The sequence below is a fragment of the Thiobacillus sp. genome, assembly GCF_013693775.1.
Classification (GTDB): domain Bacteria; phylum Pseudomonadota; class Gammaproteobacteria; order Burkholderiales; family Thiobacillaceae; genus Thiobacillus.
In genome coordinates this window covers 1655213-1668846 of the sequence record NZ_CP059257.1, presented here as the reverse complement: position 1 = coordinate 1668846, position 13634 = coordinate 1655213, and the positions used below count along the sequence as shown (strand labels likewise).

General features: G+C 59.3%; 14 protein-coding genes and 1 pseudogene. 10 read left to right on the top strand and 5 right to left on the bottom strand.

The features are described 5' to 3' along the window. Positions 1-87: 87 nt before the first annotated feature. The 5 genes and pseudogenes from soxA to HZY77_RS08220 all read right to left on the bottom strand — a co-directional run bounded on the left by soxA (position 88) and on the right by HZY77_RS08220 (position 3886). The gene (soxA, locus tag HZY77_RS08240) at positions 88-939 is read right to left on the bottom strand and encodes a sulfur oxidation c-type cytochrome SoxA (RefSeq protein WP_296820552.1); all 852 of its coding nucleotides are present in this window, start codon (positions 937-939) and stop codon (positions 88-90) included. A 74-nt stretch (positions 940-1013) separates the two neighbouring features. Then, positions 1014-1327: pseudogene (soxZ, locus tag HZY77_RS08235) on the bottom strand (thiosulfate oxidation carrier complex protein SoxZ). A 71-nt stretch (positions 1328-1398) separates the two neighbouring features. Beyond that, a complete protein-coding gene (soxY, locus tag HZY77_RS08230) occupies positions 1399-1866 on the bottom strand; it encodes a thiosulfate oxidation carrier protein SoxY (RefSeq protein ID WP_296820550.1) in 468 nt (155 codons plus the stop codon). Between the two features lie 37 nt (positions 1867-1903). Beyond that, positions 1904-2266, bottom strand: a complete 363-nt coding sequence (gene soxX, locus HZY77_RS08225) for a sulfur oxidation c-type cytochrome SoxX (RefSeq protein WP_296820547.1) — start codon at positions 2264-2266, stop codon at positions 1904-1906. 201 nt (positions 2267-2467) lie between these two features. After that, the gene (locus HZY77_RS08220) at positions 2468-3886 is read right to left on the bottom strand and encodes a M48 family metalloprotease (RefSeq protein WP_296820545.1); all 1419 of its coding nucleotides are present in this window, start codon (positions 3884-3886) and stop codon (positions 2468-2470) included. Between the two features lie 72 nt (positions 3887-3958). Between HZY77_RS08220 and moaC the strand changes: the two genes are divergently transcribed. The 10 genes from moaC to HZY77_RS08170 all read left to right on the top strand — a co-directional run bounded on the left by moaC (position 3959) and on the right by HZY77_RS08170 (position 13505). Beyond that, entirely contained in the window at positions 3959-4513 is a 555-nt protein-coding gene (moaC, locus tag HZY77_RS08215) for a cyclic pyranopterin monophosphate synthase MoaC (RefSeq protein ID WP_296820542.1), read from the top strand. A gap of 8 nt (positions 4514-4521) precedes the next feature. Further along, the gene (locus HZY77_RS08210; protein WP_296820540.1) at positions 4522-5223 is read left to right on the top strand and encodes a hypothetical protein; all 702 of its coding nucleotides are present in this window, start codon (positions 4522-4524) and stop codon (positions 5221-5223) included. After that, positions 5220-5654 carry a TlpA disulfide reductase family protein gene (locus HZY77_RS08205; protein ID WP_296820538.1) on the top strand — a complete coding sequence of 145 codons (435 nt, stop codon included), beginning with the start codon at positions 5220-5222 and terminating at the stop codon, positions 5652-5654. Before HZY77_RS08210 ends, HZY77_RS08205 begins: the two co-directional genes overlap by 4 nt. Positions 5655-6003: 349 nt before the next feature. Next, positions 6004-8880 carry a molybdopterin oxidoreductase family protein gene (locus tag HZY77_RS08200; protein ID WP_296820536.1) on the top strand — a complete coding sequence of 959 codons (2877 nt, stop codon included), beginning with the start codon at positions 6004-6006 and terminating at the stop codon, positions 8878-8880. A gap of 44 nt (positions 8881-8924) precedes the next feature. Continuing rightward, entirely contained in the window at positions 8925-9620 is a 696-nt protein-coding gene (locus HZY77_RS08195) for a 4Fe-4S dicluster domain-containing protein (RefSeq protein ID WP_296820534.1), read from the top strand. A gap of 118 nt (positions 9621-9738) precedes the next feature. Next, the gene (locus tag HZY77_RS08190) at positions 9739-10677 is read left to right on the top strand and encodes a DmsC/YnfH family molybdoenzyme membrane anchor subunit (RefSeq protein WP_296820530.1); all 939 of its coding nucleotides are present in this window, start codon (positions 9739-9741) and stop codon (positions 10675-10677) included. A 100-nt stretch (positions 10678-10777) separates the two neighbouring features. Further along, positions 10778-11119 (top strand): rhodanese-like domain-containing protein, encoded by a 342-nt coding sequence (locus tag HZY77_RS08185; RefSeq protein WP_296820528.1) that lies wholly within the window; start codon positions 10778-10780, stop codon positions 11117-11119. A gap of 121 nt (positions 11120-11240) precedes the next feature. Continuing rightward, positions 11241-11501, top strand: a complete 261-nt coding sequence (locus tag HZY77_RS08180) for a sulfurtransferase TusA family protein (protein WP_296820525.1) — start codon at positions 11241-11243, stop codon at positions 11499-11501. A gap of 45 nt (positions 11502-11546) precedes the next feature. Further along, entirely contained in the window at positions 11547-12056 is a 510-nt protein-coding gene (locus tag HZY77_RS08175; RefSeq protein WP_296820522.1) for a DsrE/DsrF/DrsH-like family protein, read from the top strand. 204 nt (positions 12057-12260) lie between these two features. Beyond that, positions 12261-13505: an outer membrane protein transport protein gene (locus HZY77_RS08170; protein WP_296820520.1), complete on the top strand. Its 1245-nt coding sequence runs from the start codon at positions 12261-12263 to the stop codon at positions 13503-13505. Positions 13506-13634: the final 129 nt, after the last annotated feature.

Here is a 13634-nt window from a genome sequence, read left to right as displayed (position 1 = left end):
AGTAGCTCCCGCTCATATTCATAAGGAGCGGTCCGGCAAACCAATGAAAAAGCCCGGTTGCCCGGGCTTTTCTGGTGTTGCAGTGACTTACTTGCGGAATACCGAGGCCTTCATCGGCAGGCCGTTCGACATCGCAGAATGGAAATATTCCAGGTTGTTCATGGTGGTGCTGTCTTCTGCGGGCGGTACGGCACGTGCCAGCTGCTTGAAGCAGAACGTATACTGATTCTGCAACGTCGTCAGATCGTCGCCGCCGCTGAAGAACACCGGCCAGTGCACGGCTTGACCCACCACAGGCGAGACCAGATCGGAGCGGAGGCGGTTGCCGGCGTTCTGTATGTGGCAGCTGGCGCAGGCAAAGTTGCGCTGGCCCTTGCGGCTGTAGTAGGTTTTCTTGCCGTCTTCATACGCGGCCATGGCCTTGGGGCTCTGGACCTTGATGTTCATGATCATGCCGTCGGACAGCGTCCGCATATAGGCACTGAGCACGCCGATGGTCTTCGGATCGCTGAGCTTGAAGGGTGCTTCGCCATTCGCCACGCGACAGTCGTTGACGACGTTCTCCAGTGTCACGACCTTGCCCTTGGCTTCGTCGAACATGGGATAGTTGCCGGCGATCTGCTTGCCGCCATTGGGCATGCAATCCGCATAGGTTTTGCCGTTCTTGAAGGGGGTTTCNCACATCTTGCGGCCTTCTTCGATCTGCGAGTCGAAGGGGGGNAATTCCATGATGGCGTCGTATTGCGCCTTGCTGTCCGGATCGAACGCCAGCGCGCCATAGACGAAGTCTTCGTGCTTGACGTTAGGGTACTTGGTTGAGAAGTATTTGATGAGGTCCTGCTTGTCCTGTTCGGGCGAAGCGTGCGCCGTAGCGACTCCCAGGACCATGCCCAAGCCTGCCATCCCTGTCAGCAGTTTCGTGATGATTTGTTGTTTCATGCCGTCCTCCAGAAACCTGATGATTTGAAGCGGAAGCGGGCGGGGCCTGACGCCCCGCTCGTGTGGTGCCCGACTCAGCCGATGATGGCTTCGGCGCTATTCTTGTCGCCCTTGTTGTCGGCCCAGTTGACGACGACCTTGTCGCCTTTTTCGGCCCCTTGACCTTGAATCCCAGGTAGGGGTTCTTGGACACGGCGTCGGAGAGGCCGGCATCCAGCACTTGCGTGCCGTTGACGGTGGCCGTCAGGTCGGTGATGTAGTGGGCCGGAATCAATTGGCCGGTCTTGGCGTCTTTACGCAGGCCGGTTTCCATCGGGTGGTTCATCAACACTTTGACATCGGCAACATCGCCGGCCATCGTGGCGCGGATACGCATCGGTTCAGCCATTTGGCTTTCCTTTCCTAAAATGTATGTCCCCAGCGAGGGGTATTCAATTCGATCGATCGAGTGGCTGGAAATTAACCGCCGCAGCCGCCGATGGTGACCTTGACTTCCTTGGCCGCCGTGTAGGATTTGCCGCCAGCCGTCACCACGGCGCGAACCAGNGAGGTTTGCGCCATCTTGATGCGGGTCGACACATAGCCTTCGGCGCCGCCCATCAGGCTGAAGTCGGCCACCAGGGGNGTTTCATTCTTTTCGGCCAGGATGGCAATGGCGGTGGTGCCGGCGATGCCGCTGGTCACTTCCACCGGTACCACGGCGCCGTTTTCGGCGATGTCCGGGACCTTGATGGTGATGTCCTTGGAATCGGCAGGCGCGTTTGCACCCATCTTCTTCAGTGCATCACCGACATTCTTGGCCTCAAAGGCGCTACGCGGGACGCCCGCCAGGGCCTGGGTGGGCTTCAGCAGGCCGGCGGCCACGGCCACGGCCACGGTGCCTGCGCCTGCGGCGCCTTTCAGTACGTTTCTACGAAGTGCATTCATTTGGGCATATCTCCTGATTGAACAATGCAACGGGTAATTACAAACCGTATATGAAGTCGGTCACTTTATCGATTTCGGCTTCCGTCAGCACGCCGTGCTTGCCGAACGGAATCATGGTGGTGGAGGGGTTGGCGACGGTCGCATCCCAGATCTGGGCACGCAGCTTGGCTTTGTCGGGGAAGCGCGCGCTCATGGCGATCAGGGGCGGGCCATACATTCCGGTGGATTCCGCATCGGGCACGGTCGGCATGCCGTGGCAGGCCAGGCAGTTGCCTTTGACCCGNTCGAATGCAATCTGTTTGCCGGTGAGTTCCTTGGCGGTGTCGGCGGCGAGCGCGCTGCCCGTCAGCGTGATGGCGCCCAAAGCACATGCCGTGATTAGCTGATGCAACTTTCGCATGGTCATCCTCCTCGTTTTTGACTTGATGGTGAAAGCGTCTGCCGCTTGGAAGTGCCGTGCAGTGAACGCTATCCAATAATGGATGAACCGAATCATAGTGGAATTGCTTTTTGCCATGCAAGGCCATGCGGGATTTTTACGGCCAAATCGCAGGGTAAATTCCTACCAGCGGCGCCAAATAAAGGGTTTCGCAACAAAAGCTTATTTTTTGCGCTGCGATTTTTCGGCCTCCTGCCATTCGCGTCGCCGCGCTTCGGCTGCGGACATTTCATGGAAACTGCCATCTCCGGCCTTGAGGCCGAGATTGATTTGTTCGATGGCAGCGACCAGATTGCCACTCAATGCATCGGCCTCGGCCTGGGCGCTGTGGCTCAGCAAGCGCTGGCCGAGTTGGGCGTGGGCCTGNGCAGCGAGCCGCCACAGACGGCGGTCGAGTGGATAGAGCGCGAGCTGCCCATTGACCCGTGTCAGCGCGTCGTGGTTCTGGCCTGTGGTCAGCAAGGCATTGATGTAGCCATATTGCGAGGGCCGGTAACCCGGGTAGGCTTCGCTGGCTGCCCGGTAGCGTTGTACGGCAAGTTTCGGGTTGCCGCCTGTGAGCGCGGTATAAGCAGCCAGTTGAAGAATCATTGGATCGGTGTTCTTGCCGGAGGGCAGTTTTTGCACTTCGGCTTCGGCCTCCTTGAACTGGCGAGCGCGCAGCAGGGCGGAAATCAGCGCGTAGCGGGCGGCAGTCTCGTTGCTGTAGCGTTTGTCTTTCAGGGTGCTGCGGGCCGCGAGTACGGCGTCGTCCGGTGTGCCCTCCCGCGCCCGCAGACGCGCGCGCACCAGCTGGAAGTCGAGGCTGTCTTCTATCTGGCGGTAGGGCGCCGATTCGCTGCGCGCCTCCATGTCGGCGATACGGTCGCTGGTGAGCGGGTGGGTGCGCAGGTAGGCCGGTGCACTGGTGTCGTAGAAACGGTTGGCGCGCTGCAGGCGCTCGAAGAATTCGCTCATGGCGTGCGGGTCGAAGCCGGCCTTGGTCAGCATGTCATAGCCCAGACGATCGGCTTCGCGTTCGTAGTCGCGGCTGTAATTGAGCTGGTTCTGGATCGAATAGGCCTGGGTGGAGGCGATGGCCGCGCTCGCCACATTGGGGTTGGAACGTGAGGCCAGCAGGGCCAGGGCCAGGGCGGCCATGGTTGGCCAGTAGCTCTGGCTTTGCGCCGCAACCATGCGGGCGAGGTGGTCCTGGGTGACGTGGGCGATTTCGTGCGCGATCACGCTCGCCAGTTCGGATTCGCTTTGCGCCGCGAGCAGCAGACCGGTGTGGACACCGATGTTGCCGCCCGGCATGGCGAAAGCGTTGATCGTGGGATCGTCGACCACGAAAAAGTTGAAAGTCCGCTGGTTGCGTGCGCTGACCGAGACCAGCTTGTAGCCGAGCTGGTTCAGGTAGTTCTCGATTTCGGGGTCGTCCAGATAGCGCGGATCGGCATACACGTCGCGCATGATGGTGCGCCCCAGCGCCTGTTCCTCCTGGTCGGAAAAATACTGTCGCGATACTTCGCCCAGATCGGGCAAGTCGGCAGCAAGAACCGGCTGGATGGCCAGAATGAACGCGAGCAGGATGCGCAGCATTAGCAGAAGTGAATGACGGCGAGCGACAGCATTTCGATTAGGATGCGCGGATTGTCTACTAGGTTCCGGGATATGAGCGAGTTCACACATTTCGACGAGCGTGGCCGCGCCGTCATGGTCGACGTGGCGGACAAGGACGACACGCGCCGCATCGCAGTGGCGAGCGGGCGCATCCACATGTTACCCGATACCCTGGCGCGCATTCTGGGTGGCCAGGCAGCCAAGGGCGATGTGCTTGGCATCGCCCGTATCGCGGCGATCCAGGCAACCAAGCGCACCGCCGAACTGATCCCGCTCTGCCATCCGATCGCCTTGACCAAGGTGGGCGTCGAATTCAGTCATGATGCCGACGGGTCGTGGATCGCCTGCACGGTGACAGCCGAGACCGTCGGCAAGACCGGGGTGGAGATGGAAGCCCTGACCGGTGTCAGCGTCGCGCTGCTGACCATCTACGACATGTGCAAGGCGGTCGATCGCGGCATGCGCATGGAGGATATCCGGCTGCTGGAAAAGCAGGGTGGGCGCTCCGGCCATTGGCAGGCGACCCCTTCCGGGGTGCCGAGTAGTCCGATCGTCATCTTGTACAGTGCGCGCACTGCGGCAAGATGGATGATTGTGGCCGTTTGAGTGATCGTATGCGTTTTTTCAGACTGTTTCTGTCGGGGCTGTGGCTGTGTGCGTTCGCTGCGCACGCCGGCATCCCGGACTATCAGGACTTCCCGGCCTCGGGCCAGCGCCTGCTGCTCTGGGTGGCTTCCGAGCGCGGGCGGAGCGAACCGGAGCTGGTCGCGGCGCGGCAACTGGCCGCACAGGGCGTGGAAGTCTGGTCGCTCGATCCCGCCAATGCCTATTTTCTGCCCCAGCTGCCGAGCAGCATGGACGCGCTGCCGGCGCAGGATCTGGCAGCCTGGCTGCGGGCCGCGCAGGCGAGCAGCAAACAGGTGGTGGTTTTTGCGGTGGCGCGTGCGGCCGTGCCGGTGCTGCGGGCGGCTGCCTTGCTTGAGGCGGAACGGCGGAGCCGGCTCTGCGTGGTGCTGATGCATCCGAATCTCTATACGACGGCGGAGCCTTTGGACGAGCCGGCTTATCTCGACCTGGGCGATCTCTCCGGTGTGCGCGTACGCGTGCTGCAGCCGCGCCGTTCGGCCGCCACGCCGTGGCTGCCGGGTCTGCTGGACCACCTGGCGGGACATGGCGCGACCGTGAGCGACGCGATTCTGGAGAATCTGCGTGAAGGCTACTGGGCGCGCGAAACGCCGACCGATTTTGAAATAGCCGAAAGCCGCCGCATGGACGCCATGCTGCTGCACCAACTTGAAACGTGGGGATGCAAGTGAGAAGAATACTGACTGGTCTGGCCGTCGGCCTGTTGTGGATCACCGGTGCCGGCGCGGCCGGCTTCGAGACGCGTGCCGCCTCGCCGGCGCCGGAGTTGAAGGCGCACGATCTGGCGGGGACACCCAGAACCCTGGCCGATTACCGTGGCAAGGTGGTGCTGCTCAACTTCTGGGCCACGGGGTGTCCGCCCTGCCAGCGCGAAATGCCGTCGCTGGAGCGTCTGCGCACCAAAATGGCGGGGCGGCCGCTGGAGATCGTCGCGATTTCCAGCGCAGAAACGCCGGACGAGGTGAACGCCTATCTGTCGAAAATGAAGCTGGGTTTCCTGTTCTGCTCGACACTGACAGCAGCAACACGCGGCGCTGGAAGGTGTTCGCCCTGCCCACCACGTTTGTGCTGGATGCCGAGGGACGGGTGCGCCACGTGCTGACCGGGCCGGCCGAGTGGGACGAAGGCGAGGCCCTGGCTGTGGCCGAGTCCATGCTGGCCGAGTTGCAGGCCCCTGCGAAACAGACGAAATAAAGATGATCAAGTATTTAATTAATAAGGTCTTTTGATTGGTTGGCCTTATAGGGCTATCAGCCATTTTGCTTGCCATCCCGACGCCTTAGCATGCAAAATAACAATATATTCGGAATGTTTAATATATAGCCGTCCCCGCAGCATCCAGTGCCGATGCGCTGGCGCTGCTTCCAGCAGTCACCTAGTGTTATATCCGGGTAGGGAAATACGACTCCTGAATAAGGAGCCGTGGGGACAATTTTGAATCCAGAGACCGCATGAACGCCAAGATCAAACTCGAAAATCACGACGCACAGGAAATCAAGTACACCACCTGCTACATGTGTGCCTGCCGCTGCGGCATCAAGGTGACGCTGGAGGACAACAAGGTCCGCTTCATCCAGGGCAACCGCAATCATCCCACCAACCAGGGCGTGCTGTGCGCCAAGGGTTCGGCCGGGATCATGAAGCAGTATTCCACCGCCAAGCTGACCCAGCCCCTGATGCGCAAACCGGGCACCGAGCGCGGCGAAGGCATCTACGAGCCGATTTCCTGGGATCAGGCGCTCGATGTGCTGACCGATCGTCTGGAAGAAATCCGCGCGACCGATCCCTCCAAACTGGCCTACTTCACCGGCCGCGACCAGATGCAGGCGCTGACCGGCCTGTGGGCGCAGCAGTTCGGTACCNCTAACTGGTCCGCCCACGGCGGCTTCTGTTCGGTGAACATGGCGGCGGCCGGTCTCTATTCCATCGGTTTCTCGTTCTGGGAATTCGGCGCGCCCGACTGGGATTACGCCAAGTACTTCCTGATGTGGGGCGTGGCGGAAGACCATTCTTCCAACCCGATCAAGATCGGCCTGGAANAGCTCAAGCGCAAGGGCGGCAAGTTCGTCACTGTCAACCCGGTGCGCACCGGCTATTCGGCGATCGCCGACGAATGGCTGCCGATCAAGCCCGGCATGGACGGCCTGCTGGCCATGTCGATGGTGCACGTGCTGCTGAAGCATGAAAAATTTGACTACGAATTCCTGGTGCGCTACACCAACGCCTCCTGGCTGGTGGTACAAACGCCGGGGCAGAAGGGCGACGGCCTGTTCCTGCGCGACGAGAACGACCATCCGCTGATCTGGGACATCGACAAGGAAGCCTTCAGGAACGGCATCGACGGCGACATCGCCCCGGCATTGTTCGGCGAATACGTGGCGCCGGATGGCCGCCGCGTCAAGACCGTGATGTCGCTGATGGTCGAGCGCTATCTCGACGATCGCTATGCGCCGGAGAATGTGGCCNTGGAATGCGGCCTGCCGGCCGAGAGCATCGAGCGCATTGCGCTGGAGATGGCGCACGTGGCGTTCAAGGAGACGGTCGAACTGCCGATCGAATGGACCGACGTGTGGGGCCGCAAGCATGACAAGGTCGTGGGCCGCCCGGTGGCGATGTACGCGATGCGCGGCATTTCCGCCCACTCCAACGGCTTCCATTCCTGCCGCGCGATCCACATGATCCAGATGCTGCTGGGCGCGCTCGACGCGCCGGGCAACTTCCGCGCCCGCGCGCCGTATCCGAAGCCGATCCCGCCGCACCAGCTGCCGGAAAATAACATCGACATCATCAACGCGCCGAACACGCCGCTGTCGCGCCCGCCGCTCGGTTTCCCGACGCGTCCGGAAGACCTCGTGATCGACGAATTCGGCAACCCGCTGCGCATCGACAAGGCCTATTCGTGGGAAGTGCCGATCGCGTCGCACGGCCTGATGCACATGGTGATCACCAACGCGACCAACCATGATCCCTACGCGCTCGACACGCTGATCCTGTTCATGGCCAACATGGCGTGGAACTCGACCATGAACACGGCCAACATCCAGGACATGCTGCGCGCCAAGGATCCGGAGGAGCCCGGCCAGTACAAGATTCCGTTCCTGGTGGTGATCGACGCCTTCCATTCGGAGATGACCAACTTCGCCGACCTGATCCTGCCGGACACCACCTATCTCGAGCGGCACGACTGCATCTCGCTGCTCGACCGGCCGATTTCGGAGCCGGATGCCGCCGCCGATGCGATCCGCTACCCGCTGGTCAAGCTCGACCGCGACGTGCGTCCGTGGCAGGAGGTCATGGTCGAACTCGCCTCGCGCCTGAAATTCCCGGCCTTCACCAAGCCGGACGGCACGCGCAAGTTCAAGGACTACCCCGACTTCATCGTCAACTTCGAACGTTCGCCGGGTGTGGGCTTCCTCGCCGGTTGGCGCGGCAAAGACGGCAGCAAGTCGCTCAAGGGTGAGCCGAATCCCAACCAGTGGGGAAAATATATTGAGAACCAGAGTTTCTTCGCGCACCACTGGCCCGACAACCAGAAGTACATGCGCTACGCCAACAAGGACTATCTTGAGGTAGCAGCGGACGTCGGCTTCGTCGGCAAGGTCGAGCCCATCATCATGCAGTTCTATTCCGAGCCGCTGCAGAAATTCCGCCTAGCGGGGCAGGGGCTGTACGACGGCCCGCAGCCCAACAATCAGGTCGACCGCGAGCGTCTGGTGAAGTATTTCGACCCGCTGCCGATGTGGTACGAGCCGCTCGAGCAGCAGCGCGTCGACGCGAACGAGTACCCCTTCTTCGCGCTGACCCAGCGTCCCATGTTCATGTACCACTCGTGGGATTCGCAGAACGTGTGGCTGCGTCAGATCATGGCGCAGAACTACATGTACATGAACGCGCGCAAGGCGGCCGAAATGGGCATCAAGGACTTCGACTGGATCTGGGTCGAGTCGCACAACGGCAAGATCCGCTGCCAGGTCAAGACCATGGAAGGCACCCAGGAGAACACCATCTGGACCTGGAACGCCATCGGCAAGCAGAAGGGCGCCTGGGGTCTGAAGGAAAACGCATCGGAAGCGACCAAGGGCTTCCTGCTCAACCACCTGATTTCCGAGCTTCTGCCTGAAAAGGCGGGCGAGCGCCGCGTCACCAACTCCGACCCGGTCACCGGTCAGGCTGCCTGGTTCGACCTGCGGGTGAAGATATGGAAAGCCGCGCCGGGCGAGACCGGCTCCTGGCCGCAGTTCGACGAGCTGAAGCCGCTGCCGGGCGACGAGCGTTACGAGCGCCCCGACGTGCTGCGGTACGACGCGCGCAGCCACGAAAAGAACTGAACAGCAGAACCGAGCAGCACCTGTATATATAAAGCGAGCACAAAATGAGACTTGGATTGGTCATCGACCTCGACGTGTGCGTGGGCTGTCATGCCTGCGCCATCGCCTGCAAGGAATGGAATGCCTCTGGCACCATCGGCCCGTTGTCCGACTACCAGCCCTACGGCGCCGAGCCGTCGGGTGTGTGGTTCAACCGGATCCGCCATTACGAGATGGACGAGTATCCGAACAACAAGACCGTCAATTTCCCGATGTCGTGCATGCATTGCGAGGACGCCGACTGCGTCACCGTGTGCCCGACCGGCGCCTCGTACAAGCGCGCCGAAGACGGCATCGTGCTGATCGACCAGGACAAGTGCATGGGCTGCAACTACTGCTCATGGGCCTGTCCCTACGGTGCGCGCGAACTCGACCGCTCCAGCGGCACGATGAAGAAGTGCACCCTGTGCGTCGATCGCATCTACGACCAGAAGCTGCCGGTCGAAGAGCGCCAGCCCTCGTGCGTGCTGACCTGCCCGGCGCACGCCCGCATGTTCGGCGACTTCGACGATCCCGATTCGGCGGTATCGCGCACCGTGCGCGAGCGCGGCGGCTTCNCCCTGATGCCCGAACTCAACTACAACCCGACCAACACCTACCTGCCGCCGCGCCGCAAGCCGGTGATCCCGGTCGAGGCTCAGCCCAAGGGTGGGTTGAAGGAAAGCATCAAGCAGTTCGCCAACAAGCTGGTGCGCCGTTGAACCGCGCTGCCCAATAAATAGAGCCAGGAGAATCCATGCATCCCGCTTTTTGGTCCCGACATAACCTGAAGGTTAGTCTCCGCCGAAATGCTGGATACTGATTAATTAGGAAAACATCATGCATCCAGCATTTTCAGTCATCTTCTTCACTGTGGCGTCGGGCGCCGGTTTCGGCCTGTTCTCGCTGCTGTTCATTGCAGACACGTTCAAACTTGGCGGCGGATTCACACCCGCACAACTTGTCATTGGTGGTCTCGTCGCGATGACTCTGATCGTGTTCGGCCTGCTGTCGTCCACCTTCCATCTCGCCAACCCGAAAAATGCCTGGCGTGCATTCAGCCGCTTCCGTACCTCGTGGCTGTCGCGCGAAGGCGTATTTGCCGTGGTGTTCATGCCGCTGGCACTGGTTTACCTGGCCAGTATCTGGTTCGAGGCGCCGCAGTGGCTGCGTGAAACCTTTGGGTTTCTGTCGGCCGTGCTGGCCTGGATCACGGTGTTTTCCACCGGCATGATCTACGCTTGCCTGAAAACCATCCGCCAGTGGAACACCCCGCTGGTGCCAGCCAATTACCTAGCGCTCGGCTACGCCAGCGGCAGCCTGCTGCTGCTGCTTGGTGCTGTCGTGGCGGGGCTCGACACCCTGCCCTACATCGCAATGTCGGCACTGATCGTCTCGATCGCCGCAGTTCTGAAGGCGATTTATTACTTCTGGATACGCAGCCCAGGCCTTACTCCCACGATCAATACTGCGACCGGTCTGACACGCGCCAAGGTCAAACTGCTCGATACCGGACATACCCATGGGACCTTTCTGACCCAGGAGTTCGGCTTCCAGATCGCACGTCAGAAGGCCGGCCTGCTCAAGATCGTGGTGTTCGGACTGGGCTTTGCGCTGCCCGGATTGATGCTGGTATGGGTCTTCAATGCGCAAGGTGGGCAAGCTGCGGCTGTCGTCGCGGCCTGCGCGGGAATTGCAGGCGCAGCCGTGGAGCGCTGGCTGTTTTTCGCAGAAGCCCGTCATGTCGTGAATCTGTATCACGGTGCCCAGCGCTGCTGAATGAATTCCCGCAACGCGACCGAGTGCATGCTTGGCTTGGCATTGGCTTTGGGTTATATTAGAAAGTTCTAATTTATTCCATTGCAGGAGTATGACATCTATGTTCGGACTGTCAGGATTCAAGGAAGTCGATGTCGCCTACGTGGCCGAAATCGCCACCAAGGGCGCGCATCTGATCGACGTGCGTACCGAGGCCGAAGTGGCGCAAGGCGTGATCGATGGTGCCATTCACATCCCGCTGCATCTGCTCCCGTTGCGCGCGGCCGACATTCCGCAGGATAAGCCGGTGGTGATCTACTGCCGCTCGGGCGCACGCTCGGCACAGGCGTGTGCATTCATGGCCTCAAAGGGCTATAACAACATGCACAACCTGGCCGGTGGAATCATGGCGTGGGCACGTTCGGGCAATGCGCTGAGTCAGCCGCGTCAGTCGAACATTTAAGAATGGCCTGATTTGCCTATTGCGCAGCAATTTCGGTTGCAATAGGGGAACTTCTGGTTTAAGGTACCGCAGCGTTTTTTAGTACATGCCGATTTAATGGATTTAATGTTAGGAGAACAACATGAATTTCGATAAAGAACTCGATGCACGTGGTCTGAACTGTCCCCTGCCCATCCTGCGTGCCAAGAAAGCCCTGGCCGAAGTCGCCAGCGGACAAGTACTGAAAATCCTGTCGACCGACCCGGGTTCGGTCAAGGACTTCGCCGCTTTCGCCAAACAGACCGGCAACGAACTCCTGTCCACTGCCGAGGCAGGTGGCGAGTTCACCTTCTTCATGAAGAAAAATAATAAAAGAAACCTAACCGGCGCCAACTGTTCCTGAAGAAGAACATACGGCGCTGTTTTTTAACGAAACAGGAGAGAGAGCATGGATACCAAANAAATGGCCATCATCGCCACCAAGGGCACGCTGGACTGGGCTTACNCCCCGTTCATCCTGGCCTCGACGGCGGCTGCACTGGGCTACGAAACCCAGATTTTCTTCACCTTCTACGGCCTCCAGCTCGTCCGCAAGGATCTGTCTGTCCTGAAAGTGAGCCCCTTGGGCAACCCCGGCATGCCGATGAAAATGCCCTTTGGTCCGAAATGGTTCAAGAGCATCAACTGGAACATGCCCAATGCCATCCAGTCGCTCATCCCCGGCTATGAAAACGTGGCGACGGCCCTGATGAAGCAGACCATCGCCAACAACGGCGTGGCGACCATCCCTGACCTGCGCGAATTATGCCAGGAAGCTGAAGTCAAGTTCATCGCCTGCCAGATGACCGTCGAACTGTTCGGCTTCGAACATTCCGATTTCATCGATGGCCTTGAGTACGGCGGTGCGGCGACCTTCTTCGAGTTTGCCGGCGAAACCGACATCTGTTTGTTCATTTAAGAACAGTCGCTGAAGCAGATTCCCGCATGATGAAAAAGAGCCGAATTCGTTCGGCTCTTTTTTATGTGTCTTTGTACCACATTCGATACAGATTGTTCAGTGGGCTGCGCTGGCTGGCTTGTCTAAGCCCTGGTGCACGCGTAGCCTTCAAGTCAGGCCATTCAATAGGCTGATCCGTAATAACTTTGCCCCTAGGAGACAATAATGAAGTTCACCCGCGTATTCGCATTCATGGCTTTGGCCGGTCTGGCCGGCAGCGCCTATGCCACCAATGGCTATTTTTCGCACGGTTACGGCATGAAGGCCAAAGGTATGGGCGGCGCAGCCACGGCCATGTCCGACGACGCCTTCGGCGGCGCGAACAACCCGGCTTCGATGGCGTTCGTAGGCAACCGTCTCGACCTGGGTGTGGATCTGTTCAGCCCACGGCGTGAAGCCAGTCGTACGGGGTCTGCTGGTTTGGATGGCTCGGCTGACAGCGATTCCAAGTACTTCCTGATTCCGGAGTTCGGCTACAACCATATGTATACCCCTGACCTAGCGCTTGGCGTGACGGTGTATGGCAATGGTGGGATGAATACAAATTATTCAGGTGGTCAGATCAACTGCGGTGGTGGGCCGGCTAACCTTCTTTGCGGTTCTGGTAAGCTAGGTGTCGATTTGATGCAATTGATCGTTGCCCCCACTGCTGCCTATAAACTTGCTCCAAACCACTCGATCGGTATTTCTCCATTGATTGGCTATCAGCGTTTCAAGGCTGAAGGCCTGCAAGCATTTTCAGGCATGTCATCTGATTCGACCAATCTTACCAACCGCGGTTACGATGACTCGTTTGGTTATGGCGTACGGATTGGTTATATGGGTAAGCTGTCCCCAACTGTGACCATTGGTGCTGCCTATGCGTCCAAGATGAAATTCGATGAGTTTTCCAAGTACAAAGGATTGTTTGCTGAGCAAGGTGGCTTTGACATTCCTGAGAATTACAACCTCGGTGTGGCTTGGGATGCAACGCCCTTAGTCAAGCTGGCATTGGATTACCAGCGTATCAACTATGCCAGCGTGAATTCCATTGCGAACCCCAGCAACAATGCGTTCCCGCTCGGCACAGATAATGGCCCTGGATTTGGCTGGCAGGACATTAATGTGTGGAAACTGGGTGTCGAATACAAGTACAGCCAGCAGATGACGTTGCGTGCAGGCTATAACCATGGCGACAATCCGATCCAGGCACGTGACGCGATGTTCAACATCTTGGCTCCGGGCGTAGTCAAAGACCATATGACCTTGGGCTTTACCTACACGCTGGCATCGGGCAACGAGTTGACCATGGCTTATATGCATGCCTTCAAGAATGATGTGACGGGTCCGGATGGATTGGGTGCTGGTGGTACAGACAAGATCCAGATGTATCAGAACTCCTTGGGTATCCAATACAGCTGGAAGATGTAATCCTCAGCAGTTGGTAAGGTTGATCAAAGCCGGGGTCTCGACCCCGGCTTTTATGCGGGTTTAAGACAGCGTGAGGTGTGGGAAAATTAAGAAATAAAAAGCGCGGATAACCGCGCTTTTTTATTTCGG